The following is a 24433-nucleotide window of genomic DNA, read 5'->3' as shown; positions in this document are numbered from 1 at the left end:
TGGGGCGTACACCTCAGTGGGGGCCGACACGTTGTCCCCGGATGCGGAACGTGAAATCGGGGGACACGGTGGACCTTCGCCTTCTGGGTCCGGTCGAGGTGGTGAGCGGGGGGCGCCGGATCGCGCTGAACGGCGCCAAACCGACCGCGATCCTCGCGGCTCTCGTCGTGCATCTCGGCGAGGTGCTGTCCGTCGAACGGCTCGTCGATCTGGTCTGGGAGGAGGAGCCGCCCGCCACCGCGCGGGCGCTCGTCGCGTCGCACGTCTCCGGACTGCGCCGGGCCCTGGCCGCTGCGGAGGGCGCGGAGTCCATCCGTACCCGCACCCCGGGCTACGTCGCCGAGTTCCCGCCCGACGCCGTGGACGCCCGCCGCTTCGAGAAGTCGTTCGCGGCCGGCCGGGAGGCGGCCCTCGACGGGCGGGCGGAGGAGGCCGTGGAGACCCTCCAGGCGGCGTCGCGCCTGTGGCGCGGCCGGGACGCCCTGGAGGGACTCGGCCAGTCCTTCGCCCGCGTCGAGGCCATGCGCCTGATGGAACTCCGGCTGGAGGCACAGGAGTTCCGCTTCTCCGCCGAACTGGCCTTGGACCGCCGCACGGACCTCGTCTCCGAACTCGTCGCCCATGTCGCCGCCCACCCCCTCAGGGAGCGCCCGCGCGGCCAGCTGATGACCGCCCTGTTCCGTACCGGCCGGATGCCCGACGCGTTGCGCGTCTACGACGAGGGCCGCCGGCTGCTCCGTACGGAACTGGGCGCGGACCCCGGCCCGGAACTGCGCGCGCTGCACCAGTCCCTGCTCCGGGCGGACACCACGGTGCTGGGGGCGCCGGCTGCCCGAAGGGCCGCGCTCGCCGGGAAGGGAGCGGTGCCCGCGCCGACGGCGGCTCCCCCGCGCTCGGGCGAGGACGTACCGGCAACCCGCCGCGCCGACCGGCCCCACGACGCCGGCGGCCGTCCCGTGCCCACACAACTGCCTCCCGACGCGGCCGACTTCGTGGGCCGCACCGAGCAGACGGCCTGGGTGACCTCCCTGCTGGAGGAGGTGCGCAACCCGCTGCGCACGGCGCCGCGCATCGGGGTGATCTCCGGCCGGTCGGGCACCGGCAAGACCGCCCTGGCCGTCCACGTGGGCCATCGCACCGCCGCGCTCTTCCCCGACGGACAGCTCTTCGTGGACCTGCGCGCCTCGGACTCCGAGCCGGTGCGGACCGCCGATGCCCTGGCCCGGCTGCTGCGCGCCCTCGGGGTGGACCCGGAGACACCGGCGCGCGACGAGGAGGACCTCCTCGGGCTGTACCGCACGCACATCGCGCACCGCAGGGTCCTGCTCGTCCTCGACAACGCTGTCAGCGAGGCCCTGCTGCGTCCGCTGCTCCCGCCGGGCGGCGGCTCGGCCGTGCTGATCACCGCCCGCCGCCGGCTCGTCGCGCTGGAGGGCGCCGCCCACCTCGACCTGGGGGTGCCGTCCGAAACGGAGGCGCTGGACCTGCTGGCCCGTGTGGCCGGTCCGGCCCGGCCCGCGCTGGATCCCGAACGGGCCGCCGAGATCGTCGCGCTGTGCGGTCGGCTTCCGCTCGCCGTCCGCATCGCCGGCGCCCGTCTCGCCGCCCGCCCCCACTGGACGCCGGCACGGCTCGTGTCGCGCCTGAGGGACGAGCGCCGCCGGCTGGACGAACTGCAGGCGGGCGACCTGGAGGTGCGCGCGAGCCTCGGAATGGGTTACGCGGACCTGGCCGAGCAGGAGCAGCGCGCCCTGCGCCGGCTGGCCCTGATGGATCTGCCCGACTTCGCCGCGTGGATCGCCGGGCCGCTCCTGGACGTGGACGAGGACGATGCGGAGGACGCGGTCGAACGACTCGTGGACTGCCACTTCGTGGAGGTCGTGGGGACCGACGAGACGGGCACGACGCGCTACCGGATCCACGACCTGGCGCGCGAGTACGCCCGGGAGCGCTGCCTGGCCGACGAGGCTCCGGAGGAACGGGAGACGGCGGTGCGCAGACTGGTCGACCGCTGGCTGGCCATGGCCCGCGTCGCGGCGGCCCACGGCCCGGGTGGCGCGTCACGGCTCCTCCCCGTCACCGCTGCGGACGGGCCGGCGCGGGCCGCGGACCGATCCGCCGGGATCCCGGCGGACGGGCCGGCGCGGGCGTCGGACGGGCCGGTCCCGCCGGCGGAAGCGTCGGCCCGCCTGACGGACGAGCCGGTCGCGTGGTTCGCCGCCGAACAGCCGTGTCTGCTGTCCGCCGTCATCCACTGCGCGGACCACGGAATGTTCGACGCCGCCCGCGAGCTCGCCGCCACCCTCATGGCCGCCTCCGTGGCCCTGTACAACCAGTTCGACGCGTGGTCCCGTTCCCACGACGTGGCCCTGGCGGCGGTGCGCCGGGGCGGGGACGTCGAGGGCGAGGCCTGGCTGCTGATCGGCCTGGGCCAGCTCCGCCTGGAGCAGGACCGCTTCGACGAGGCGTACGCGTTCTTCGCCCTGGCGCTCGGCCTGTTCGAGGAGCGGTCCGTACGCACCGGCTGCGCGGGCGCACGGGCCGGCATGGGCGCGGCCCGCCGCGAACAGGCCCGCTTCGACGAGGCGCTGCCCCTGCTGACCTCGGCGCTCGACCAGTACCGGGAGCCGGAGGACATCGCCTCCATGGCCCATGTGCTGTACGGCATCGGGTCCGTCCACCGCGAGCAGGGCCGCGACGACGAGGCGTGGGAGGCGATCTCCCGAGCCCGCACGCTGTACGTCACCGCCCGGGACCGGCACGGCGAGGCGCTCGCGCTGCGCTCACTGGGCCTGTGCCACCGGGCGCGGGGGGACCTGGCGCGAGCGGAAGACCTGCTGCGGCAGTCCCTCGCCGTCTTCGAGGAGACGGACGACGCCTTCGGCGTCATGTACGCGAGCATGTCGCTGGCCAAGGTGGAGTTCCGGCAGGGCCGGAGGGCCGGGCCCCGGCAGCGGCTCGACCGGTGTCTGGAGATCACCCGCGAGCGGCAGGACATGTTCGGTGAGGCCCTCGTCCTGCGCACCATGGGCGAGTGGCACCTCGCCGCGTGCGACTGGGAGACGGCTACCGAGACCCTGCGACAGGCACTCGGGCTGTGGGACAAACTGCAACTGCCGCTGTGGCGCGCGCGCACCCTGCGGGACCTGGCCCGCGCCGCACTGGCCCAGGGCCGGCCCGCGACGGCACGCGAGTGCGAACAGGAGGCGTACGAGGTCTTCCGCAGGCTCGGCACCCGCGAGGCCCGGGAACGCCCGGAAGCGGGGGAACGCCCGGAAGCGGGGGACGCCCCGGGGCACTGAGGCAGCCGTTGTACGGCGTGGAATCCGGCCCGGTACGCACCGGCACCCCCGGCGCTCATACGGGAGGCGACCGCTCCCCGTCACCGGTGCGAACGGCGCGGCACCCGCCGCCCGCGACCACTGCCGGAAGAGGCCTCCACCATGCCGAACACGTCACCGCGCACGCTCCGGGCGCTGACCACGTCGCTCCTCGTCGCCGCCGCGGCGCTGGCCGGTCCCGCGACCGCGTCGGCGACCGGGCAGCCGACGCCGACCGTGCGGCCCGCCGGGGCTGGGGCCGCGGCCATGGACTTCACGGAGGTCCACGTGTGGGCGACCGGAGTGAACGTCCGCAACGCCGCCTCGGGAATCCCCTTCGAAACGTGCAAGACCTTCCCCTCCCGGCAGAACTGCCAGGTCGTGGCAACGGTGTCCCGGACCACCGTGACCGCCTACTGCCAGAAGCAGGGGGAGCTCGTCAGCGACTCCGGTTACAGCAGCCGGTGGTGGACCTACGTGGAGTCGCCGAGCGGACCGTGGGGCTGGGTGAACAACGTCTACATCACGGGGGACGAGCACCTGGCCCACGTCGACGACTGCTCCTTCTGACAGCTGGAAATCCGTGAAAGCGGCCCGCGGCACGGTCATACGGATGCACCGCCCCGTCCGTCGTAGAGCCGAACAGAACGCGTTCGTGACAGAGGAGAAGACCATGGCGAAGCGATCCACCAGGCTGGCGGCGACGGGACTGGCGCTCGGCGCGACCGTCTCCCTCCTCGGGGCGGCGGGTAGTGCGGAGGCCTCCGCACAGGCCGTGAACACCACCGTCCAGGCCCGCAGCAACATCAGGGAGGCAGCCACCACGAACAGCCGGCTCGTGGGCACCACCCAGTTCCAGAGCACGGCGTACGTCAGGTGCTACAAGCGCGGCCAGTACGTGAAGGTCGGCAACTACGGCACCGACGTCTGGTACTTCGGCAACGTCTTCGACGACGACGCGACCCCGGCGCACGCCTATCTCAACGTCTGGATGTGGGGCGGCAACGTCAACGTCGGCGCCGACCCGTCCCCCGACGTCTCGCCCTGCTGATCCCGAACCGCACTGAGGAGCACCCCATGACCAAGCGAAGCAGGCCCGCTGCGGCCGCCGGGCTCGCGCTCGGCGCGGCCCTGTCCCTGCTCGGCGCCGCCGGGCCCGCCGGGGCCGCACCCGCCGGCACCGACGGCTACGCGACGACCGTGCAGGCCCACAGCAATCTGCGCGACGCCCCCAGGACCAACAGCCGGATCTGGGGCACCACGACGAAGGTGACCGAGGCCGGCATCGAGTGCTACACCCGGGGCCAGCGCGTCACCGCGGGCGGATACACCACGGACGTCTGGTACCTCGGCACCGTCATCGACTACGACATCGGCCACATCTACGGCAACGTGTGGATGTGGGGCGGCAACGTCAACGTGGGGGCCGACCCGGCCCCCGGCATCCCCGGATGCTGACCGGTCCGGGGAGCGGGTGAACCGACTCCGACGACACCCCTTAGGCCGCCCGGACCGGCGGGTGGAAGTTGAGGCGCTCGCTGGTCACGGGGTAGCCGGCCTTGGCGAAGTTCGCGGCCATGGGGAAGTTGCCCTGGTCGGTCGCCCCGCTGACGGACTCCGCGCCCTGCTCCACGAGGACGTGGGTGCACTCCGCGAGGAGGTCGTAGGCGTAGCCGTGGCCGCGCTGTTCCGGAACGACCCCGATGAAGCCGACGGTCGGGCCGGAGGGGTTGTGGGCGGGGATGTGGATGCCGGCCAGGTCGCCCTCCGGCGTGTACGCGGTCTGCCACCACTCCCGCGGGGAGGGGCACCAGTGGAAGAAGTCGAGTTCCTCCTGGGCGGCCCGGTCGAGGCCGCCCTCCGCGATCGCCTTGAGCGCGTGGGCGTCCAGGGTGACGGAGTGGATGCGGCGCAGCGCGTCGAAGAACACGGCGTCGTCGGGTTCTGCGCCGAAGCGCAGGCGTCCGGGCCGCTCGGGCAGACCCCGCTCCGGGGTCCATCGGTACAGGAAGCGTTCCACCAGGAGGTCGTACCCGGCGGCCCGGGCGGCGGCGAAGCGGGCTTCGGCGGCGGCGCGCAGGTCGGTCTTCTCCCGCCAGCCGCCGGGCAGGTTGATCTCGAGTTCGACCTGCCAGGGCGCGGAGCGCAGGAGTTCGGCTCCGGCCTCCTCCTCGCCCTCGGCCACGTCGAACCAGTTGATGTTGACGGGCTCCGGGTCGTCGGGGCCGCCCCACCACGCGCCCCGTGCGACGACCTCGCCGTCGCGCAGGGCGACGCGCTTCCAGTCGGGACGGAACCGGGTGCGCCGGTGGCCCTCACGGGCGCCGAGGGGGTCGGGGTGTGCGTCGAAAAGACGGGCGTCGCTCGTGGAGAGCGCGCGGATGACCACGTCGGTCATGGATTCCTCCGGGACAAGGCTGCTGAGTGGAGCGCTCCCGGTCAGACCGCGCGAACCACGCCGGGACCACGGGAAGACGGGAGGGAGCGCTGAAAAGCTGTGATCTGCACGGCACTCGCCTCCTTCCCTCCGTCTCAGGGCGTGGAGCCACACGGTAGGTGATCCACCGCGGGCCCGTCCACGGATTTCCCCGTGCCCGCTGCGCGCCGTCCTGCCGTCGGCCGGGCTGCGGGACAATCGGTCCGACCGCCGTACGCCGGTTCCGGGTTCCTCCACGGGCCCGGGCTCTCGACAGGAGGCCGTTCGTGACCGCTGCCTGGCTCCCGCCCGCGGAGTACATCGCCACCATCGCCCGGGCGACCAGCTACGCCTGCCTCTACTTCACCGACTCCGCCGGACGGCCCGTGCAACTGCGGGCCACCTACTCCCGGTCGGAGCCCTGGCAGTGGCCCGGCGGGAACATGGATCCGGGCGAGACCCCCTGGCAGTGCGCCGTGCGCGAGTGCCTGGAGGAGACGGGCATGGCCTTCGCGGGCGAACCGCGGCTGCTCGGCACCCATTTCATCGGGCATCAGGGCGACGCCTGGCCGGTGAACCACATCGGCTTCGTCTTCGACGGGGGCGTCCTCACCGACGAGCAGATCGCCTCCTTCGTCCTCGACCCCGTCGAACACACGGAGGTCGCCGTCCACACCGTGGCCGAGTGGGAAGCCGTCATGACGCCGCGCAACTTCGCCCGTCTCGCGGTGATCGACGCGGCCCGGCGCGCCGGGACCGTGGCGTACATGGAGACCCCTTAGACCGTCTCTTTCGGATCTTGCCGGGCCCGTGGACGGCGTAATCCGGCCGGATGGGAGCCGGATCCTCGCCCCGCACCGTACCGTTCGGCAGAATCGGGCCGTCGGTACGGGGACGAGGGGGCGGCCATGGCACGGGGGACGGATGCGGGTACGGGTACGCGGACGGGCGCCGGTACGGGCACGGCGGGTACGGCAGGTACGGGTACGGCGGTGCCGGGGCTGGCGGGCATCCCGCTCCTCGGCTCGCTGCTCGACCTGAAGGCGGACTCGCTCGGCACCTACCTGCGGGCCCGGCAGCGCCACGGCGACGTCGTACGGATCACGGCGGGGCCGCCCGGGCTGCGCGCGGAGCTGTACTGCGTCTTCTCCCCCGAGGGCGCCCAGCAGGTCCTCGCCTCGGAATCGGCCAACTTCCGCAAGGACAACCCCTTCTACCAGGAGGTGCGGGACTCCTTCGGCAACGGTCTGCTGACCAGCCAGGACGAGGACTACCTGCGCCAGCGGCGGCTGGTCCAGCCGCTGTTCACGCGCCGCCGGGTAGACGGGTACGCCGACGCGGTCGCCGCCGAGACCCGCGCGACCCTCGACTCCTGGCAGGAGGCACGGGGCGGAGTCGTCGACGTCTGCGAGGAGATGACGGGACTCGCCCTGCGCGCCGTCTCCCGCATCCTGTTCGGTACCGACACGGACGCCACCGTCGGGGTCGTGCACCGGTGCTTCCCGGTCATCACCGACTACGTGCTGCGCCGCGGCTACTCCCCCGCCACCATCCCGCGCACCTGGCCCACCCCCTCCAACCGGCGGGCGGCGGCCGCGATGGACGAGCTGTACGCGGTCTGCGACCGGATCATCGCCGAGCGGCGCAGCGCGCCCGCGGACGGCCCCGGCGCGGACGGTCCCGGCGAGGACCTGCTGACGCTGCTCGCGGCCGCCGAGAACCCCGGGGCCGAAGGGGACGCGTCCGGCGGCGGGTTCGACGCCGCCGAGCTGCGCGACCAGGTGCTGATCTTCCTGCTCGCCGGGCACGAGACGACCGCCACCTCCCTCGCCTTCGCCCTGCACCTGCTGGCCCTGCACCCCGAGGCACAGGACCGGGCCCGCGAGGAGATCTCCCGGGTGCTGGGCGACCGTACGCCCGGGGCCGCCGACCTGGACCGCCTGCCGTACGTCACGCAGGTGCTCAAGGAGGCCATGCGGCTCTACCCGGCCGCCCCGGTCATCGGCCGCAAGGCGGTCGCGGCCACCGAGGTCGGCGGCCACACCGTGCCGGCGGGCGCCGACGTGATCCTGGCGCCGTGGGTGACGCACCGCCACCCGGACCACTGGCCGGATCCGGACCGCTTCGACCCCGACCGCTTCACCCCGGAGGCCGAGGCCGGGCGGCACCGCTACGCGTGGTTCCCCTTCGGCGGCGGCCCGCGCGCCTGCATCGGGCAGCACTTCTCGATGCTGGAGTCGGTGATCGCGCTGGCGATGATCCTGCGGGACCACGCCTTCGAGGCCGTGGACACCGAGATCCCGGTCAGCGCCGGCATCACCCTGCGCACCGGGGGCCCCGCACGCTGCCGGATCCGCCGTCCGGCGGGCCGGTAGCCTTCCTGCCGTGGCGGAGCACCAGAACGAGACCCGGGCGGCCTACGACGGCGTCGTCGAGCTGTACGCGTCGCTGTTCGCCGACCGGCTGGAGACGCGGCCGTTCACCCGGGCCATGATCGGCACCTTCGCCGAGCTGGTGCGCGCGACGGGGAACCCGCGGGCGGCCGACGTCGGGTGCGGGCCCGGACACCTGACGGCCGTACTGCACGACCTGGGGCTGGACGCCTTCGGGCTCGACCTCTCCCCCGCCATGGTCGGCCACGCCCGGCGGGCCCATCCGGCGCTGCGGTTCGACGAGGCGCGGATGGAGGCCCTGCCGGTCGGGGACCGCGCGCTCGGCGGGGTGCTGGCCCACTACTCCATGATCCACACCCCGCCTGAGGAGTTGCCCGCGCTGCTCGCCGAGCAGGTGCGGGTCCTGGTACCGGGGGGTCTGCTGCTGGCCTCGTTCTTCGCGACCGACGGGCCGGAGCCGGTCCGTTTCGACCACAAGGTGACGGACGCCTACAGCTGGCCGGTGGACCGCTTCGCCGGCCTGCTGGCCGGCGCCGGCCTCGTCCCGTTCGCCCGGCTGCTCCACGACCCCGCCTCCGACCGCGGCTTCCTGGACGCCCACGTACTGGCCAGGCGGGCCTGACGGATTCCCCCCTAAACCGCCGTCGGCGTGTGACTGCCCTTGAGGCGTTCGAGGTCCGAGGACCTGACCTGGATGACGAAGAGGGCGATCAGGGCCGTGGCCAGGGTGAAGACCGCCGCCGCGACGAAGGCCGCGCTCACGCCCGAGGTGAGGACCTGGTCGCTCCACGGCTTCGGCAGCTGCTGCGTCTGGAGGAACGTCGCCTTCTGCTGCGGGGTCGCCGTGCTCAGGAAGGAGCCCGCCTGCTCCTTGGCCTCGTGGCGGCTGGCGGTTCCGAACACCGTGACGAGGATGGACAGGCCCAGCGAACCGCCCACCTGCTGCATGGTGTTCAGCAGTCCGGAGGCCGCGCCGGACTCGCGGTCGGGCACGTTGGACAGGGCCATCAGCGTCAGGGAGACGAACTGCATGCCCATGCCGGCGCTGAAGAGCAGCATCGGGCCCAGGATGCTGCCCAGGTAGGTCGAGTGCACGTCGGTCTGCGTGAGCCACGCCAGGCCCGAGGCCGCGAGCACCGAGCCGGTGACCATGAACGGCTTCGGCCCGTACTTCGGCAGGAGCTGGGAGGTGAGTCCGGCCGTCAGCGCGATCATCGCGCTGACCGGGAGGAAGGCGAGCCCGGCCTGGATGGGGGTGAAGCCCAGGACGTTCTGCACGAACAGGGTCAGGAAGAAGAACATGCCGAAGATCGCGCAGGCGAAGAAGAGCATGATCGCGTACGTGCCGGCCCGGTTGCGGTCGGCGAACATGTGCAGCGGGGTGATCGGCTGGGGCGAGCGCCGCTCGTTGAACACGAAGAGGGTCAGCAGGACCACGGCGGCCCCGAAGGAGGCCAGGGTGAGCCCGTCCGACCAGCCCTCCTGGGACGCGCGGATGAACCCGTAGACCAGGGCCACCATGCCGAGCGTGGACAACAGGGCCCCCGCGGCGTCGAAGTGGCCGGGATGCCGCTTGGACTCGCGGATGACCCGGGGGGTCGCGAGGGCGATCAGCACGGCGATGGGGACGTTGACGAACAGCACCCAGCGCCAGTTGAGCCACTCCACGAGGATCCCGCCCGCGAGGAGCCCGATCGCGCCGCCGGCCGCCGATACGCCGGCGAACACGCCGAACGCCCGGGTTCGCGCCGGGCCTTCGCGGAACGTGGTGGTGATCAGCGCGAGCGCGGTCGGCGAGGCGATGGCTCCGCCGACGCCCTGGAGGGCCCGGGCCGCCATCAACTGGCCGGAGTTCTGGGCGAAGCCGCCCAGCAGCGAGGCGAGGCCGAAGAGGAGGACGCCGAAGATGAACACGCGTCGCCGGCCCAGGATGTCGCCCGCCCGGCCGCCGAGCAGGAGCAGTCCGCCGAAGGTGAGGGTGTAGGCGTTGACGACCCAGGAGAGGCTCTCGGTGGAGAACCCGAGGTCCGTCTGGATGTGCGGCAGCGCGATGTTCACGATGGTGATGTCGAGAACGACCATGAGCTGGCAGGAGGCGATCACGATCAGCGCAAGACCGTTCTTGCCCCCTCGGACCGTGCCGTCGGTCCCCTTGCTGGTCGGCAGTGCGTTCGGGTCCACCTAGTCGACGCTAAGCCCGCGCCCCTGGGGTCACCACTCGAACAGCCTAGTGGGAGTGATATTTCACATGTCACACTACGAAGATGGACGACTTCCTCAGGCTCTCCGCCGACACCGCCCGGTTCACCCACGGAGCCCCGCGCGCGTTCGCGTTCGGGGACGACGGCCGGCTGCTCTGGTTCCTCCGCTCCACCGGCCCCACCGACGCCTTCGACGGCCTCTGGGTGCTGGACACCGCCACCGGCGCCGAGACCCGGCTCGCCGACCCGCGGCAGCCGGGCCCCGTACCCGGCGCCCTCCCGGTCGCCGAGCGCAGGCTGCGCGAGCGGATCCGGCTCGTCGCCGCCGGCATCGGTTCGTACGCGCTCTCCGGCGACGGCCGCCACGCCGTCTTCGCCCTCCACGGAGGGCTCCACCGGGTCACCGCCCCTGCGGCCGGCCCGGCCGGCACCGTCGGCCCGGCCGGAGCGCCCGAGGAGCTCCCGGCCGCGGGGCCCGCCTTCGACCCCCGCCCCAACGCGGACGGATCCCGCACCGCGTACGTCACCGGCGACGCCCTCCACGTCACCCCGGGCGGGCGGATCAGCCCCGACGACGGGGCCCGGTGGGGCGTCGCCGAGTTCGCCGCCGCCGAGGAACTGGGGCGCTCCCGCGGGCACTGGTGGTCCCCCGATGGGCAGACGCTGCTCGCCGCCCGCGTCGACGAATCCGCCCTCCAGCGGCGCTGGTTCACCGACCCCGCCCATCCCGAACTCCCGGCCGAGGACTTCGCCTACCCGGAGGCCGGCGGACCCAACGCGGACGTCCAGCTGTGGGTGCTCGGCCCCTCGGGCACCCGGGTGCGCGTCGACTGGGACGCCGAGGCGTACCCGTACGTCTCCGACGCGGGCTGGCACGCCGGCGACACGGCCGCCGAGGAGACGGCCGCCGGCACGGCCGCCGGCGAGATCCTGCTGACCGTCCAGGACCGGCTCCAGCGCACCGTCCTGCTGCTCCGCGCCGACCCGGCCACCGGCCGCACCCGGGAGCTGTCGCGCACCGAACACCCGCAGTGGGTGGACCCGATGGTGCCGGGCACCCCGGCCCGGCTGCCCGGCGGGCGCATGCTGACCGCCGTCGACACCCCGGGCGGGACCGCGCGCGGACTCGCCGTCGACGGCGTCCCGCTCACCGGGGACGGCATCCAGGTCCGCCGCGCGGCCGGCGTCCACGGCGGACGGCTGCTGGTCGAGGCCGGCCTGCGCGACCCCTCCGAACAGCAGGTCCTGCTGCTCGACCCGGAGACCGGCGCGGCGACCCCGCTCGCCGACGGCCCCGGGGTCAACAGCGTGCTCGCCGACGCCGGGACGCTGCTGCTGACCCGCGCCGACGCCGACGGGATCCGGCGGACCGTACGCACCCCCGACGGGCGGGAGTTCACCCCCGCCGACCTGTCGCAGCCGCTGCCGTACCGGGTGGTGCCGGTGCTGGAGCGGGTCACCGAGCACGGGGTCCCCACCGCGCTGGTGCTGCCCCGCGGCCACGTGCCCGGGCGGCGGCTGCCGGTGCTGGTCGACGCGTACGGCGGTCCCGGCTACCAGGACGTCAGCGCCGAGCCGCGCCGCTGGCAGGCCAAGCAGTGGTGGGCCGATCAGGGCTTCGCGGTGGTGACCGTCGACAACCGCGGCACCCCGTACGTCTCGCCCGCCTTCACCCATGCGGTGCACCGCGGTTTCTCCGAGGTCACCCTGGAGGACCAGGTCGCGGCCCTCCACGCGCTCGGGGCCCGGCACCCGGACCTCGACCTCGGCCGGGTCGGGGTGCGCGGCTGGTCCTACGGCGGCTACCTGTCCGCGCTGGCGGTGCTGCGCCGCCCGGACGTCTACCACGCGGCGTCGGCCGGGGCCGCGCCGACGGACTTCCGGCACTACGACACCGCGTACACCGAGCGGTACCTCGGCCTGCCGCAGGAGGAACCGGGGGCCTACGAACGGGACTCCCTGATCGCCGACGCCCCGAAGCTGACCCGGCCGCTGCTGCTGACCACGGGCCTGGCCGACGACAACGTGCACCCGTCCCACACGCTGCGCCTGTCCCGGGCGCTGACGGACGCGGGCCGCCCGCACCGCCTGCTGGCGCTGCCGGGGGTCACGCACATGACGCCGGGCGGCACGCGGGAGAAGGTGATGGCGCTGGAGCTGGAGTTCTTCCGCGAGGTGCTGGGCTGAGGCCCGCCGTCCACCGGGCGACGTGCGGCGGGGCCCCGGAGACGCCATCGGCTCCGGGGCCCCGCCTCTTCCCGTGATCCCCGTCAGTCACCCGGGAAGTGACAGGCCACCTCGCGGGAGGCGGCGAGCTGCAACAGCGGCCGTTCGGTGCGGCAGACGTCCCGCGCCTTGGGGCAGCGCGGGTGGAAGGTGCAGCCCGGGGGTGGGGCGGCCGGGCTCGGCGGGTCGCCGAGCAGCACGATCCGCTCCCGCCGCCGTTCAGCCGCCGGGTCGGGCAGCGGGACGGCGGACAGCAGTGCCCGCGTGTACGGGTGCTGCGGGGTCTCGTAGAGGGACGCGCGGTCCCCGATCTCGACGATCCGGCCGAGGTACATGACGGCGACGCGGTCGCTGACCCGCTTGACCACCGACAGGTCGTGCGCGATGAACACGTACGCGAGCCCGAGCTCGGCGCGCAGCCGCTCCATCAGGTTCACGATCTGGGCCTGTACGGACACGTCGAGGGCGGAGACCGGCTCGTCGGCGACGATCAGCCGCGGGCTGGTGGACAGCGAGCGGGCGATGCCGATGCGCTGGGCCTGGCCGCCGGAGAACTCGTGCGGGTAGCGGTCGATGTGCTCGGGGATCAGCCCGACGAGCTCCATCAGTTCGGCGGCCCGGCGGCGGGCGTCGCCCGCGCTCCAGCCCTGGACCAGCAGCGGGTCGGAGATGATCCGGGCCACCGTCTGGCGGGGGTTGAGGGAGGAGTGGGGGTCCTGGAAGACCATCTGGATGTTCCGGCGCAGCGGCCGCATGGCCCCCTGGGAGAGCCGGCTGATGTCGCGGCCCTCGAAGGCGACGGTGCCCGAGGTGGGCTGCAGCAGCCGTACGAGCATCCGGCCCGTGGTGGACTTCCCGCAGCCCGACTCCCCGACCAGGCCGAGGGTGCGGCCGGGCATCAGGTCGAAGGAGACCCCGTCCACGGCGCGCACGGGCGCCCCCCGGCGCCCGGTCACCGACCGCTTTCCGGGGAAGGTCATGGTGAGGTCCCGTACGGACAGCAGCGGTTCGGCGCCGACGTCCCCGGGCGGTCCGGGTGTCCCCGCGGCGGTGGCGGTGGTGGTGCCGGCGGTGTTGGTCACAGGGCTGCCTCCTCGGCGGTCCGGGCCCCGGCGAAGTGGCAGGCCGCGGTCCGCGGCGGCCCGTCCCCGTACGGAGCGAGCCGCGGCCGTACGTCGGTGCAGCGCGCGGCGGCGCGGCCGCAGCGCGGGGCGAAGGCGCAGCCGGGGGCCGGGGCGAGCAGGGACGGCGGGGAGCCGGGGATGAAGGGCAGGGGTGCGTCGTCGGCGTCGTCGAGCCGGGGCAGCGAGTCGAGCAGGCCCCGGGTGTAGGGGTGCGCCGGGTCGGCGAACAGATCGTCCACCGGGGCCTGTTCGGCGGCGCGGCCGCCGTACATGACGAGCACCTCGTGGGCCACGCGGGCGACGACGCCCAGGTCGTGCGTGATCATCACGACGCCCAGGCCCCGCTCCTGCTGGAGCCGGGCGATCAGTTCCAGGATCTGGGCCTGCACGGTGACGTCGAGGGCGGTGGTCGGCTCGTCGGCGATCAGCAGGTCGGGTTCGCAGGCCAGGGCCATGGCGATCATCGCGCGCTGGCGCATGCCTCCGGAGAACTGGTGCGGGTACTCCCCCGCCCGGCGGGCGGGTTCCGGGATGCCGACCTCGCCGAGCATGTCGACGGCGCGGGCGCGGGCGGCGGCCCGCCGGGCCTTGAAGTGCACCCGGTAGTGTTCCGCGATCTGCTCGCCGACCGTGTAGTAGGGGTGCAGGCTGGACAGCGGGTCCTGGAAGATCATCGCGATGCGGCGGCCCCGCACGGCGGAGAGCTGCCGCTCGGAGAGGCCGGTCAGCTCCCGTCCGGCGAGGGCGACGGAACCGCTGACCTCGGCGCCGCCCCGGTGCAGGCCCATGAGGGCGAGGGAGGTGACGGACTTGCCCGAGCCGGACTCGCCGACGATCCCGAGGGTGCGTCCGGCCTCGACGGTGAACCCGAGGGAGTCGACGGCCCGGACCGGGCCGTGCGGGGTGGTGAACGTGACGCGCAGGTCGCGCACGTGGAGCAGGGGCGTGGTCGCGGCGGCGGCCATCAGTACCTCACCCTCGGGTCGATGACGGCGTACAGGAGGTCGACCGCGAGGTTCGCGACGACGATGAAGAACGCGGCGAGCAGGGTCACCCCGAGGACGACCGGCTGGTCGGAGCTGACCAGCGCGCCGTAGAACAGCCGCCCGATGCCGGGGAGTCCGAAGATGGACTCGGTGATGACGGCTCCGGCGACGAGCCCGCCGAGGTCCATGCCGAAGATGGTGAGGATGGGGGTCATCCCGGAGCGCAGTCCGTGTTTGACGACGACGGTGCGCTCGGGCATGCCCTTGGCGCGGGCGGTGCGGATGTACGGCTCGGCCATGGCCTCGATCATCGAACCGCGGCTCTGGCGGGCGTACATGGCGGCGTACAGCAGGGCGAGTGCCGTCCAGGGCAGCAGCAGGTTGGCGGCCCAGGACAGGGGGTCGTCGGTGAACGACCGGTAGGCGGGGTAGGGCAGCAGCCCGGCGACGCGGATGACGCCGTGGATGAGCAGGACGGAGGTGAAGTAGACGGGCAGCGAGGCGGCGGCGACCGCGCCGACCATCAGGACCTTGTCGGTGGCGGTGTCCTTGCGCAGGGCGGCGGTGACCCCGGCGCCGAGGCCGAGGACGAGCCACAGGACGGCCGCGCCGAGGGCGAGGGACGCGGAGACCGGGAGCCGGTCCATCAGCAGGTCCCAGACGGGCAGGGAGTTCTCGTACGAGTAGCCCAGGCAGGGGAAGCCGCAGTGCACCGCGTACGGGCCGGTGCCGAGGGTGCGTCCGGTGAAGATGCCGGTCAGGAAGTCGGCGAACTGGCGCCACAGCGGCTGGTCGAGGCCGAGGTACGCCCGTACGTCGGCCAGTCGCTCGGCGCTGCAGGTCTTGCCGCAGGCGGCGGCGGCCGGGTCGGCGGGCAGGACGTAGAAGATCAGGAAGGTGACGGCGGCGATGGCGAGGAGCACGCCGGCGAGGGCGAGGAGCCGGCGGGCGAGGTAGAGGATCACGTGCGGCCGCCCCTCGGGTCGAGGATGTCGCGCAGGGCGTCGCCGAGCAGGGTGAAGGCGAGCACCGCGAGGAAGAGGAAGACGCTGGGGATGACGAAGTACATGGGGTCGGTCTCGTAGAAGGCCACGGACTCGGCGATCATCTGGCCCCAGGAGGGGGTGGGCGGGCGGACGCCCACGCCGAGGTAGCTGAGGGCCGCCTCGGTGCTGATCATGCCGGGGATGAGCAGGGTGGTGTAGGCGATGACCGGGCCCGAGACGCCGGGCAGGATGTCGCGGGTCAGGATGCGCCAGGATCCGGCGCCGCCGACGCGGGCGGCGTCGACGTACTCGCGGTGTTTGAGAGAGAGGGTCTGGCCGCGGACGACGCGGGCGACGCCGGGCCAGCCGAAGACGCCGATGACGGCGGTCATGAGCACGATCCGGTTGACGTCCTTGGCCACGGACAGCATCGCGATCATGAAGATCAGCGAGGGGAACGACATGGTCAGGTCCATGAGCCGGGACAGGACGGCGTCGGTGCGGCCGCCGAAGTAGCCGGCGGCGATCCCGGCGGCGGTGCCGGTGACCACCACGATGGCGGTGGCGGCGAAGGCGATGAGGAGGGAGACCTGGGCGCCGTGGACCACGCGGGCGAACAGGTCGCGGCCGGTGACGGGTTCGACGCCGAGCCAGTGCTCGGCGCTGATCCCGCCGAAGGAGCCCAGCGGCTGGCCTCCGAGGTAGGGGTCGATGGCGGTCTTGTCGAACTCCTCGGGGGACCAGCCGCCGAGCGCGCCCAGCCAGGGGGCGGTGGCGGCCATGAGGACGAAGAGGAGGACGACGCAGAGGCTGACGCGGACGGCGGGGCGGCGGCGGAGCTCCCGCCGGGCGAGCTGCCAGGGGCTGCTGCCCGGCGGGACCTCCTTCGCCTCCGGTGCGCCGGCGGCGGGTGCGGTGGTGGTCATCGCGGGACGGGGGGCTGCTCGTCCGGCCTCAGCCCTGGCTCTTCGACGGGTCCTTGAGGCCGACGACGGCGTAGTCGATGGTGCCGGTCCACACGGGGTGGCCGAAGGCGCCCGCGACGTTGGGGCCGACGAGCAGCGGCTTGCGCTCCAGGATGAGCGGAACGGACGGGGACTTCTTCATGAGCTCCGCGTCGAGGTCGATCCAGGCCTGGTTGGCCTGCTTGGCGTCGGCCATGGCGTTGATCTCGTCGATCCGCTTCATCGTCGCGTCGTCGCGGAACTGGCTGTAGTTGCCTTGGTTTCCCTTGTCCTTGATGGTGCGTCCGTCGAAGACGAAGGGGATCCAGGTGGAGCCGGAGGGGTAGTCGGGGCACCAGCCGCTGAGCGTCATGTCGGGCGTGGTGGAGAGGTCGCCGATGACGTCGTAGTAGGCGCCCGGGTCGACGGTGTCGACGACGACCTCGATGCCGGCGCGGGACAGGCCCTGCTGGAGGGCCTCCGCCTTGCCCTTGTCGCCGGTGGAGACGGACAGGGAGACCTTCAGCTTCTCCTTGCCGGCGGCCTTGAGGAGTTCCTTGGCCCTGTCCGGATCGCCGGCCGGGGCGATCTTCAGGGTGTCGGCCTGCCGGCCGCCGGACAGCGCCGGGGGCAGGTAGGCGGTGGCGACCTCGTTGAGGGCCGGTCCGCCGCCCGCGGTGACCACGGCCTCCTTGTCGACGGCGTACTGCACGGCCTCGCGGACCTTGGGGTCGTCGAACGGGGCCCGGGAGTTGTTCAGGTGGAGCATCTCGGTACAGCCCTGCGACTCGGCGAGCAGCCGCGCCTTGACGTCCGCCTTGGGGAGGACCTTGGGGGCGCTCTCGGGGCGCATGTCGGCGTACTGGACGGTGGAGGCGTCGGCGCCCTCGCCGGCGATGATCCGGTCGTCTATCTGGCCTCCCTTGAGGCCCATGACGACCACGAACCGGTCCGGGTAGGCCTTGCGCACGGTGTCGGTGGCGGCGTCCCAGTGCTCGTTGCGGACCAGGACCAGCTTCTTGTCGCGGTCGTAGGACTCGATCTTGTAGGGGCCGGAGGAGAACGGGCGGGCGTCGTACTGGGTGCCCTTCTCCTGGGACTGGGGGACGGGGGCGAAGGTCGGGAGGGTAGCGGTCGCGGAGAACTCGGCCACGGGGCGCTTGAGCTCGAAGATGATCGTCCGGTCGTCGGGGGTCTTCACCGAGTCGAGGTGCCGGCCCTGGAGGGGGCCCTTGTAGCCCTCGGTGCCGGCCAGGTACTGGGCGGCGTAGTCGGGGCCGCCGGTGAGGTCGGGGGCGAAGGAGCGCTCGACGTTGTACTTGACGTCCTGGGCCCTGACGGGTGAGCCGTCCTCGTACTTCACGCCCTCCTTGAGGGTGAAGGTCCAGGTGCGGCCGCCGTTGGAGGGGGTGCCGAGGTCGGTGGCGAGGTCGGGGACCAGCTCGCTCCCGGCCTTGCCGGGCTCGGCCTTGAAGGTGACGAGCGTGCGGTAGAGCAGGCGGGTGCCGAAGTCCATCGTCGGCATGACCCAGTTGCGGGCGGGGTCGAGGTGGGCGAAGTCCTGGTTGGACAGGACGGTGAGCGTGCCGCCCTTGACGGGGGTGCCGCCGAGCACCTTCCCGTCGTTCGCGGCGGCCGGGTTGGCGGCGCCCGCGCCGGCGGACCCCTTCTTGGCGGTGTCGGAGCAACCCGAGGCGCCGAGTGCGAGTGCGGCCACCAGGGCGGTGGCGAGGGCGAGTTGGGTGCGCTTGGTCATGGGTCACTCCAGTGAAGGGCCGCGCTCTACGATGTGACCGGTAACATAGTAATGTGAAATTGCACTGACAAGGGGTGGGCGCCGACGTTATCCAGCCGTGTCCGAACGCGGCCCGGTGGAACGATGACTGACGGACCGTCGAGCAACCGGGAGCCGGGGCGCGGCCGGGGCAGCTCGGGCGGCGACCGGCGGCGGGCCGGGCGGCGGCGGGCCGTTCAGGGGCATCGGTGCGCGCGGCGCGCGACGGCTCGCCCGCCGGGCGGGGTCCGTCCCGCACGCTGTATCCCGCACCGGCCCCCGACCACCGCCTCCCCTGGAGTTCCCCGATGCCGAAGGCCATCCGTTTCAGCGAGTACGGCGACGCCGGCGTCCTGCGCCTGGAGGAGGTGCCGCTGCCCGAGCCCGGGGCGGGCCAGGTCCGCGTCAAGGTGGCGGCGGCCGGGGTCAACGGCCTCGACTGGAAGGTCCGCCGGGGCGACCTCAGCGGGGGCGAGCCCCTGGCCGCGCCGACGGGCACCGGCATGGAGCTCTCCGGCACCGTCGACGCGGTCGGTCCCGGCGTGCACCAGTGGCACCCCGGTCAGGCGGTGTTCGGCGGCTCCGCCGACCGGGGCGCCGCCGCGGAGTACGACCTCGCCGCCGCCTCCGACCTCGTCGCCAAGCCCGACTGGCTCGGCTTCGAGGAGGCCGCGGCGCTGCCCGTGGCGACCGAGACGGCCTGCCGCACCCTGCGCCTGCTCGGCGTCCGGGAGGGGCAGACCCTGCTGATCCACGCGGCGGCGGGCGGTGTCGGCCTGCTCGCCGGCCAGATCGCCCGGGCCCGGGGCGCCACGGTGATCGGTACGGCCGCCGTCCGGAACCACGCCTTCCTCCGCGAGGTCGGCATCAGCCCGGTCCTGTACGGAGACGGCCTCTTCGACCGGGTGCGCGCCATGGCCCCGCAGGGCGTCGACGCCGTCCTCGACTGCTCCGGCCGCGGCGAACTGCCCGGCTCCGTCGCGCTCACGGGCAGCCCGGACCGGGTCGTCACCATCGCCGACCCGGTCGGCGCGGCCGGGCACGGCGTCCGGTTCACCGGCGAGGCCGGCCCGCTCGCGGAAGCCATCGCCGAGGTGCTGCCGCTCGTCGAGGCGGGCCGGGTCCGGATCCCGATCGACGCGGTCTTCCCCCTGGAGGAGACCGCCGACGCGCAGCGCCGCAGCGAGAACGGCCACCTCCGGGGAAAGGTCCTGATCCGGCCCGGCGCCTGAGCCTGCGTCCGCGAACCGGGCCCTCCGGCCCGCGGACGCCCGGCGCCGGGGGGGGCGCTGGATGCGGGCGCCGGAGGTCGCTAGACCCCGGAGCCGAGGCGGCCCGGGACGCGGCCGACGGGTTCGTCGCGGCCCTGCGCCCAGAGCGAGCGGACGTGGCCGAGGTGGCGGACCATGCAGGCCTCGGCCGCTTCGGCGTCGCCGGTGAGCATCAGGTCGAGCAGCTCGATGTGCTCCTCCGCGGAGGACACCAGCTTGCCGGCCTCGTCGAGGCCCGTGAGCCCGTACAGGCGCGAGCGCTTGCGCAGGTCGCCCACGGTCTCGACCAGCCGGTCGTTGCCCGCGAGGCCGAGCAGGGTGAGGTGGAAGCGGCGGTCCGCCTCCAGGTACCCGATGAGGTTGTGCTCGCGGGCGCTGGTGACGATCTCCTCGGCGATGGGCCGCAGCGCCTCCAGCTGCTCGGCGGTGGCGATCTTCGTGATCCGGCCGATGGTCGGCACTTCGATCATCGTGCGCAGTTCGGTGTACTGGTCGAGGTCGCGCTCGCTGACCTCGGTGATGCGGAAGCCCTTGTTGCGGACCGGCTCGACCAGTCCCTCGCGGGCCAGGTCGAGCATGGCCTCGCGCACCGGGGTGGCCGAGACGCCGAGTTCCGCTGCGAGGCCCGGGGCGGAGTAGACGCTCCCGGGGCGCAGTTCACCCGCTATCAGGGCTGCTCGGAGGGCATGGCCGACCTGGTCGCGGAGCCGTTCCTGGGCCTTGATGAGACTGTGCTGCTTCAGGTCACCCATTGCATTTCCTCCGGAACATCGCAGAGGAACAGCGTACAATGTCACGTTGCGCTGTTCGCCCCGGCGGCCTGGAACAAGGCGACCGCCACGGCAAGATCCTCCCAGGCCAAGCCCACGCTCTTGAAGAGCTGTGGACAACCCGGTGCCCGCCCTCCCGGCGCCCGGCCTCCCGGCAGCCGCCCGGCGACCAGGTCGGCGAGGGTGCCGGTGATGTGGCCCGGTCCGATGGCGCCCTCTGCCTCCGGGATCAGCAGGTCCCCCGCCTCCCGCAGCGCCGCCGCCCGGGACTCGACGTACACGGCCGACCTCCGCACGAGGCCGGTGTCCGTCTCCCGGGCCGTCGGCTCGTGCGAGCCGACGGCGACGACGGTGGCGCCCGGACCGACCAGGCTCCCGTCGAAGAGCGGTGTGCGGGACGTGGTGCAGCAGACGACCAGATCGGCGCCGGCCACGTCACCGGGCCCGCCGGCCCGGGCGGGCGTGCCCAGGGAGCGGGCGTACGCGGCGAGCTTGCGCGCCCCCGACGGATCGCGGGCCACCACCACCGCGCCGGCCAGCTCCCGTACGGCGAGCAGCGCGTCCAGGTGCCCGTACGCCTGCGGCCCCGAGCCGAAGAGCACCAGCCGCAGCGGCCGCCCGGCCGGCGCGAGGTGGCGCACGGCGAGGGCCGAGACCGCCGGGGTGCGCAGCGCGGTGAGGGCCGCGCCGTCGAACAGGGCCAGCGGCCGCAGGGTGGCGCCGTCCAGCAGCAGGTAGGAGCCGGTGATCCGGGGCAGCCCGCGCGCCGGGTTGCCGGGCGCGACCCCGGCGATCTTCACCCCCGCGTACGCCGCGGACGCCGCCGGCATCAGCAGCAGTTCCCCGCCGGGCACGGCCACCGCGGTGCGCTGCGGGCAGCCCTCCGGGTCCGGCCCGTCCCGCAGGGCGGCGGCCAGCGCCTCGACGGCGGCGGCCGGGGTGATCAGCCGGGCCGTCTCCTCCGCGCCGAACTGCGGGAGCCCCGCCCCATCCGGCCCGTTCACAGCGAGAAGCCGGTGCCGAGGGGGTCGTACGGGTCGCTCAGGAAGGTGTGCTCCCCGGTCCGGTAGGCGGTCCCGGTGACCTCGGTGACGGAGCCCGGCAGCATCCGGCCGGTGAACACGGTGCCGGTGACCGACTCGTGGAGCAGGTCCTCCCCCGGGCCGAGCCGCCCGTCCTGCGCGAGCAGCGCGAGCCGCGCCGAGGTGCCGGAGCCGCAGGGCGAGCGGTCGACCTGCCCGTCGGCGAAGACGGTGGCGTTGCGCTGGTGCGGCCCGAAGGGGGTGTCGGGCAGCTCCTCGTGGAAGATCACCCCGTACACGCCGGAGAGCAGCGCTCCGCCGGGGTGCCAGGTGGCGGGGTGGCCGGCCAGCGCGGCCCGGATCTCCCGGCCGGCCCGGACCAGGGCGGGCAGCGCCTCGCGGGAGACCTCCAGGCCGAGGTCCCGGGCGGCGACGGAGGCGTAACAGGCCCCGGCGAACGCGAGGTCCACCTCGGCGACGCCGACCGAGGTGGCGACGGGGACCTTGCGGGCGCCCACCCGCGCCGGGACGTTGCGGAAGGTGATGCCGGTGGTGCGGCCGCCGCCCCGGTGCACGGTGGCGGTGACCCGGCCGGACGGCACGTCGATGCGCACCTGGGCGTCGCCGTCGTCGGGGGCGGCGACCCGGCCGGTGTCCACGGCCCAGGCACCGAGCGCCATGGTGCCGTGGCCGCAGGCGGTGGAGTAGCCGTCCTTGTGCCAGAACAGGACGCCGAAGTGGGCGCCGTCGTCGTCGGGCGGCACGACGAACCCGCCGTACATCCCCGCGTGCCCGCGCGGCTCCCGCACGAGCAGGCGGCGTACGTCGTCCAGCGGCCCCCGGCGCGGCGCGGTCGCGGACCCCCCGGGGCCGATGGCGGTGGCGCAGCGCTCGGCGACGGTGTCCCCGGGCACCGCCACGACCGGCTCGCGGGTGAGGTCGACGATCCGGAAGGGCTCGCCGGCGGCGTGGTAGTCGGTGGTCCGCACCGGGGGGACGGTCACAGGAGGAATCCTCCGGGGAAGGGGTCGGACGGGTCGAGGAAGTACTGGGCGGTGCCGGTGATCCAGGCCCGTCCGGTGACGGTGGGGACGACGGCCGGTACGCCGCCGACGGTGGTCTCCCCGATCAGCCGGCCGGTGAACTCGGTGCCGATGAAGGACTCGTTGGTGAAGTCCGTGTCCAGCGCGAGGAGTCCGCGGGCGTGCAGCTGGGCCATGCGGGCGCTGGTCCCCGTACCGCAGGGCGAGCGGTCGAACCAGCCGGGGTGGATGGCCATGGCGTGGCGGGAGCGGCGGGCGTCGGACCCGGGGGCGGCGAGGTAGACGTGCTTGAGGCCGGCGATGGCGGGGTCCTCGGGGTGGACGGGCCGGTCGTCGGAGGCGTTGACGGCGTCCATGACGGCGAGGCCGGCGGCGAGGAGGTCGTCCTTGCGGGCGCGGTCGAAGGGCAGTCCCAGGTCGTCCAGTTCCACGAAGGCGTAGAAGTTGCCGCCGTAGGCGAGGTCGTAGGTGACGGTGCCGTATCCGGGGACGTCGGCCTTCAGGCCGAGGCCGACGCTGAAGGAGGGGACGTTGGTGAGGGTGACGGCGGTGGCCGCGCCGTCCTCGACGCGGACGTCGACGCTGACCAGCCCGGCCGGGGTGTCGAGCCGGACGGTGGTGACCGGCTCGACGACGGGCACCATGCCGGTCTCGACCAGGACGGTGGCGACCCCGATGGTGCCGTGCCCGCACATGGGGAGCAGGCCCGACACCTCGATGTAGAGGACCCCGAAGTCGGCGTCCGGCCGGGTGGGGGGCTGCAGGACGGCGCCGCTCATCGCGGAGTGGCCGCGCGGCTCGTACATCAGCAGGGTGCGGACGTGGTCGGAGTGCTCGATGAAGTGGAGCCGCTTCTCGGCCATGGTGGCGCCGGGGATCACCCCGACTCCCCCGGTGACGACCCGGGTCGGCATGCCTTCGGTGTGCGAGTCGACCGCGTGGTAGATGTGGCGCGTGCGCATGGGATCCCCCCGGACGGCTAGTTGAGACCCTCGGCGAGGGCCTTCTCGGTGGCGGCGCGGACGGCGGCCTCGGTCTCGCCCGTGAGCGGGAAGCGGGGCGGGCGGGTGGCGCCGCCGGGGCGGCCGGCCAGGTCCATGGAGAGCTTGATGGCCTGGACGAACTCGGTCTTGGAGTCCCAGCGGAGCAGGGAGTGCAGGGACTTGTAGAGCGGCAGGGCGGTGGTGAGGTCGCCGGCGACGGCCGCCCGGTAGAGGGTGGCGCAGGACTGCGGCAGGGCGTTGGGGTAGCCGGCGATCCAGCCGACCGCGCCGGCGAGGGCGAGTTCGAGGAGGACGTCGTCGGCGCCGATCAGCAGGTCCAGGCCGGGGGCGAGCTCGGCGATCTCGTAGGCGCGGCGCACGTCCCCGCTGAACTCCTTGACGGCGACGATCGATCCGTCGGCGTGGAGGCGGGCGAGGAGGGCCGGGGTCAGGTCCACCTTGGTGTCGACGGGGTTGTTGTACGCGACGACGGGCAGCCCGGCCGCGGCCACGTCGGCGTAGTGGGCGCGGACGGCGTCCTCGTCGGCCCGGAAGGCGTTCGGGGGCAGGAGGAGGACGGAGCCGGCGCCGGCCTCGGCGGCCTGGTCGGCCCAGCGGCGGGCCTCGGCGCTGCCGTAGGCGGCGACGCCGGGCATGACCCGGCGTCCGTCGCCGGCGGCCTCGACGGCGGTGCGCACGACGCGGGCCCGCTCCTCGTCGGTCAGGGTCTGGTACTCGCCGAGGGAGCCGTTGGGGACCACGCCGTCGCAGCCGTTGGCGATGAGCCAGGCGACGTGTTCGGCGTACGCGTCGTGGTCGACGCTGAGGTCCGCGCGCAGGGGGAGGGTGGTGGCGACCATGATTCCGTGCCAGGGGCGGGTGCGGGTGTCGCTGCGGGGCGCGGGGGTGGGCGCGTGGTTCATGTGATGACTCCCTAGTGTGGTGTGTGACATTTTACTAGTGGGTGTGAGGCG

At 73.7% G+C, this 24433-nt stretch carries 21 protein-coding genes; 9 read left to right on the top strand and 12 right to left on the bottom strand.

Annotated elements, in window-relative coordinates; genetic code table 11:
* The first annotated feature begins 68 nt into the window (after positions 1–68).
* The 4 genes from ACZ6S8_RS03480 to ACZ6S8_RS03465 all read left to right on the top strand — a co-directional run bounded on the left by ACZ6S8_RS03480 (position 69) and on the right by ACZ6S8_RS03465 (position 4778).
* The gene (locus ACZ6S8_RS03480; RefSeq protein ID WP_469452052.1) at positions 69–3302 is read left to right on the top strand and encodes an AfsR/SARP family transcriptional regulator; all 3234 of its coding nucleotides are present in this window, start codon (positions 69–71) and stop codon (positions 3300–3302) included.
* A gap of 141 nt (positions 3303–3443) precedes the next feature.
* A complete protein-coding gene (locus tag ACZ6S8_RS03475; protein ID WP_469452050.1) occupies positions 3444–3890 on the top strand; it encodes a hypothetical protein in 447 nt (148 codons plus the stop codon).
* A 103-nt stretch (positions 3891–3993) separates the two neighbouring features.
* Positions 3994–4371, top strand: coding sequence for a hypothetical protein (locus ACZ6S8_RS03470; RefSeq protein WP_386534219.1), 378 nt, complete (start codon positions 3994–3996; stop codon positions 4369–4371).
* 26 nt (positions 4372–4397) lie between these two features.
* Entirely contained in the window at positions 4398–4778 is a 381-nt protein-coding gene (locus ACZ6S8_RS03465) for a hypothetical protein (RefSeq protein ID WP_469452048.1), read from the top strand.
* Positions 4779–4818: 40 nt separating this feature from the next.
* On the opposite strand, the gene ACZ6S8_RS03460 is transcribed toward ACZ6S8_RS03465, so the two are convergent.
* Complete coding sequence (locus ACZ6S8_RS03460) at positions 4819–5718, bottom strand: GNAT family N-acetyltransferase (RefSeq protein WP_469452046.1); 900 nt, start codon at positions 5716–5718, stop codon at positions 4819–4821.
* Between the two features lie 305 nt (positions 5719–6023).
* On the opposite strand from ACZ6S8_RS03460, the gene ACZ6S8_RS03455 reads away from it, so the two are divergent.
* The 3 genes from ACZ6S8_RS03455 (at position 6024) to ACZ6S8_RS03445 (ending at position 8751) form a co-directional block, all read left to right on the top strand.
* The gene (locus tag ACZ6S8_RS03455) at positions 6024–6518 is read left to right on the top strand and encodes an NUDIX domain-containing protein (protein ID WP_469452044.1); all 495 of its coding nucleotides are present in this window, start codon (positions 6024–6026) and stop codon (positions 6516–6518) included.
* A 126-nt stretch (positions 6519–6644) separates the two neighbouring features.
* A complete protein-coding gene (locus tag ACZ6S8_RS03450) occupies positions 6645–8111 on the top strand; it encodes a cytochrome P450 (protein WP_469452042.1) in 1467 nt (488 codons plus the stop codon).
* 10 nt (positions 8112–8121) lie between these two features.
* Entirely contained in the window at positions 8122–8751 is a 630-nt protein-coding gene (locus ACZ6S8_RS03445; RefSeq protein WP_469452040.1) for a class I SAM-dependent methyltransferase, read from the top strand.
* Between the two features lie 11 nt (positions 8752–8762).
* On the opposite strand, the gene ACZ6S8_RS03440 is transcribed toward ACZ6S8_RS03445, so the two are convergent.
* The gene (locus ACZ6S8_RS03440; protein WP_469452764.1) at positions 8763–10295 is read right to left on the bottom strand and encodes an MFS transporter; all 1533 of its coding nucleotides are present in this window, start codon (positions 10293–10295) and stop codon (positions 8763–8765) included.
* Between the two features lie 98 nt (positions 10296–10393).
* Between ACZ6S8_RS03440 and ACZ6S8_RS03435 the strand changes: the two genes are divergently transcribed.
* Positions 10394–12517 (top strand): prolyl oligopeptidase family serine peptidase, encoded by a 2124-nt coding sequence (locus tag ACZ6S8_RS03435; RefSeq protein WP_469452038.1) that lies wholly within the window; start codon positions 10394–10396, stop codon positions 12515–12517.
* Between the two features lie 83 nt (positions 12518–12600).
* Here ACZ6S8_RS03435 and ACZ6S8_RS03430 read toward each other — a convergent pair whose 3' ends face one another.
* From ACZ6S8_RS03430 to ACZ6S8_RS03410, 5 genes are all read right to left on the bottom strand, one after another.
* Positions 12601–13536, bottom strand: coding sequence for an ABC transporter ATP-binding protein (locus ACZ6S8_RS03430; protein ID WP_469452763.1), 936 nt, complete (start codon positions 13534–13536; stop codon positions 12601–12603).
* A gap of 98 nt (positions 13537–13634) precedes the next feature.
* Positions 13635–14645, bottom strand: coding sequence for an ABC transporter ATP-binding protein (locus ACZ6S8_RS03425; protein WP_469452036.1), 1011 nt, complete (start codon positions 14643–14645; stop codon positions 13635–13637).
* Positions 14645–15631, bottom strand: a complete 987-nt coding sequence (locus ACZ6S8_RS03420; protein WP_469452035.1) for an ABC transporter permease — start codon at positions 15629–15631, stop codon at positions 14645–14647. Before ACZ6S8_RS03420 ends, ACZ6S8_RS03425 begins: the two co-directional genes overlap by 1 nt.
* Entirely contained in the window at positions 15628–16578 is a 951-nt protein-coding gene (locus ACZ6S8_RS03415; protein WP_469452034.1) for an ABC transporter permease, read from the bottom strand. Before ACZ6S8_RS03415 ends, ACZ6S8_RS03420 begins: the two co-directional genes overlap by 4 nt.
* Positions 16579–16606: 28 nt before the next feature.
* Complete coding sequence (locus tag ACZ6S8_RS03410; RefSeq protein WP_469452032.1) at positions 16607–18352, bottom strand: ABC transporter substrate-binding protein; 1746 nt, start codon at positions 18350–18352, stop codon at positions 16607–16609.
* Positions 18353–18678: 326 nt separating this feature from the next.
* On the opposite strand from ACZ6S8_RS03410, the gene ACZ6S8_RS03405 reads away from it, so the two are divergent.
* Entirely contained in the window at positions 18679–19602 is a 924-nt protein-coding gene (locus ACZ6S8_RS03405; protein ID WP_469452030.1) for an NADP-dependent oxidoreductase, read from the top strand.
* A gap of 80 nt (positions 19603–19682) precedes the next feature.
* Here the strand turns inward: ACZ6S8_RS03405 and ACZ6S8_RS03400 are convergent, their stop codons facing one another.
* From ACZ6S8_RS03400 to ACZ6S8_RS03380, 5 genes are read right to left on the bottom strand one after another with little or no spacing between them, the layout of a single operon-like run.
* Positions 19683–20393, bottom strand: coding sequence for a GntR family transcriptional regulator (locus tag ACZ6S8_RS03400; protein ID WP_383922627.1), 711 nt, complete (start codon positions 20391–20393; stop codon positions 19683–19685).
* Positions 20394–20434: 41 nt separating this feature from the next.
* Complete coding sequence (locus ACZ6S8_RS03395) at positions 20435–21415, bottom strand: ornithine cyclodeaminase family protein (protein WP_469452028.1); 981 nt, start codon at positions 21413–21415, stop codon at positions 20435–20437.
* The gene (locus ACZ6S8_RS03390; RefSeq protein WP_469452026.1) at positions 21412–22437 is read right to left on the bottom strand and encodes a proline racemase family protein; all 1026 of its coding nucleotides are present in this window, start codon (positions 22435–22437) and stop codon (positions 21412–21414) included. Before ACZ6S8_RS03390 ends, ACZ6S8_RS03395 begins: the two co-directional genes overlap by 4 nt.
* A complete protein-coding gene (locus ACZ6S8_RS03385) occupies positions 22434–23438 on the bottom strand; it encodes a proline racemase family protein (RefSeq protein ID WP_469452024.1) in 1005 nt (334 codons plus the stop codon). The genes ACZ6S8_RS03390 and ACZ6S8_RS03385 overlap by 4 nt, the downstream gene beginning before the upstream one ends.
* A gap of 17 nt (positions 23439–23455) precedes the next feature.
* Entirely contained in the window at positions 23456–24382 is a 927-nt protein-coding gene (locus tag ACZ6S8_RS03380) for a dihydrodipicolinate synthase family protein (protein ID WP_469452022.1), read from the bottom strand.
* Positions 24383–24433: the final 51 nt, after the last annotated feature.

This window comes from Streptomyces sp. NPDC048461 (genome assembly GCF_055587105.1).
This window is presented reverse-complemented; position numbering and strand designations above follow the sequence as displayed.

What these genes read in the sequence shown, in the direction of transcription:
- ACZ6S8_RS03450 (WP_469452042.1), top strand. Translation starts at nt 6,645, where the DNA reads ATGGCACGGGGGACGGATGCGGGTACGGGTACGCGGACGGGCGCCGGT.
- ACZ6S8_RS03460 (WP_469452046.1), bottom strand. Translation starts at nt 5,718, where the DNA reads ATGACCGACGTGGTCATCCGCGCGCTCTCCACGAGCGACGCCCGTCTT.
- ACZ6S8_RS03405 (WP_469452030.1), top strand. Translation starts at nt 18,679, where the DNA reads ATGCCGAAGGCCATCCGTTTCAGCGAGTACGGCGACGCCGGCGTCCTG.
- ACZ6S8_RS03470 (WP_386534219.1), top strand. Translation starts at nt 3,994, where the DNA reads ATGGCGAAGCGATCCACCAGGCTGGCGGCGACGGGACTGGCGCTCGGC.
- ACZ6S8_RS03425 (WP_469452036.1), bottom strand. Translation starts at nt 14,645, where the DNA reads ATGGCCGCCGCCGCGACCACGCCCCTGCTCCACGTGCGCGACCTGCGC.
- ACZ6S8_RS03400 (WP_383922627.1), bottom strand. Translation starts at nt 20,393, where the DNA reads ATGGGTGACCTGAAGCAGCACAGTCTCATCAAGGCCCAGGAACGGCTC.
- ACZ6S8_RS03380 (WP_469452022.1), bottom strand. Translation starts at nt 24,382, where the DNA reads ATGAACCACGCGCCCACCCCCGCGCCCCGCAGCGACACCCGCACCCGC.
- ACZ6S8_RS03475 (WP_469452050.1), top strand. Translation starts at nt 3,444, where the DNA reads ATGCCGAACACGTCACCGCGCACGCTCCGGGCGCTGACCACGTCGCTC.
- ACZ6S8_RS03385 (WP_469452024.1), bottom strand. Translation starts at nt 23,438, where the DNA reads ATGCGCACGCGCCACATCTACCACGCGGTCGACTCGCACACCGAAGGC.
- ACZ6S8_RS03465 (WP_469452048.1), top strand. Translation starts at nt 4,398, where the DNA reads ATGACCAAGCGAAGCAGGCCCGCTGCGGCCGCCGGGCTCGCGCTCGGC.
- ACZ6S8_RS03435 (WP_469452038.1), top strand. Translation starts at nt 10,394, where the DNA reads ATGGACGACTTCCTCAGGCTCTCCGCCGACACCGCCCGGTTCACCCAC.
- ACZ6S8_RS03415 (WP_469452034.1), bottom strand. Translation starts at nt 16,578, where the DNA reads ATGACCACCACCGCACCCGCCGCCGGCGCACCGGAGGCGAAGGAGGTC.
- ACZ6S8_RS03430 (WP_469452763.1), bottom strand. Translation starts at nt 13,536, where the DNA reads ATGACCTTCCCCGGAAAGCGGTCGGTGACCGGGCGCCGGGGGGCGCCC.
- ACZ6S8_RS03410 (WP_469452032.1), bottom strand. Translation starts at nt 18,352, where the DNA reads ATGACCAAGCGCACCCAACTCGCCCTCGCCACCGCCCTGGTGGCCGCA.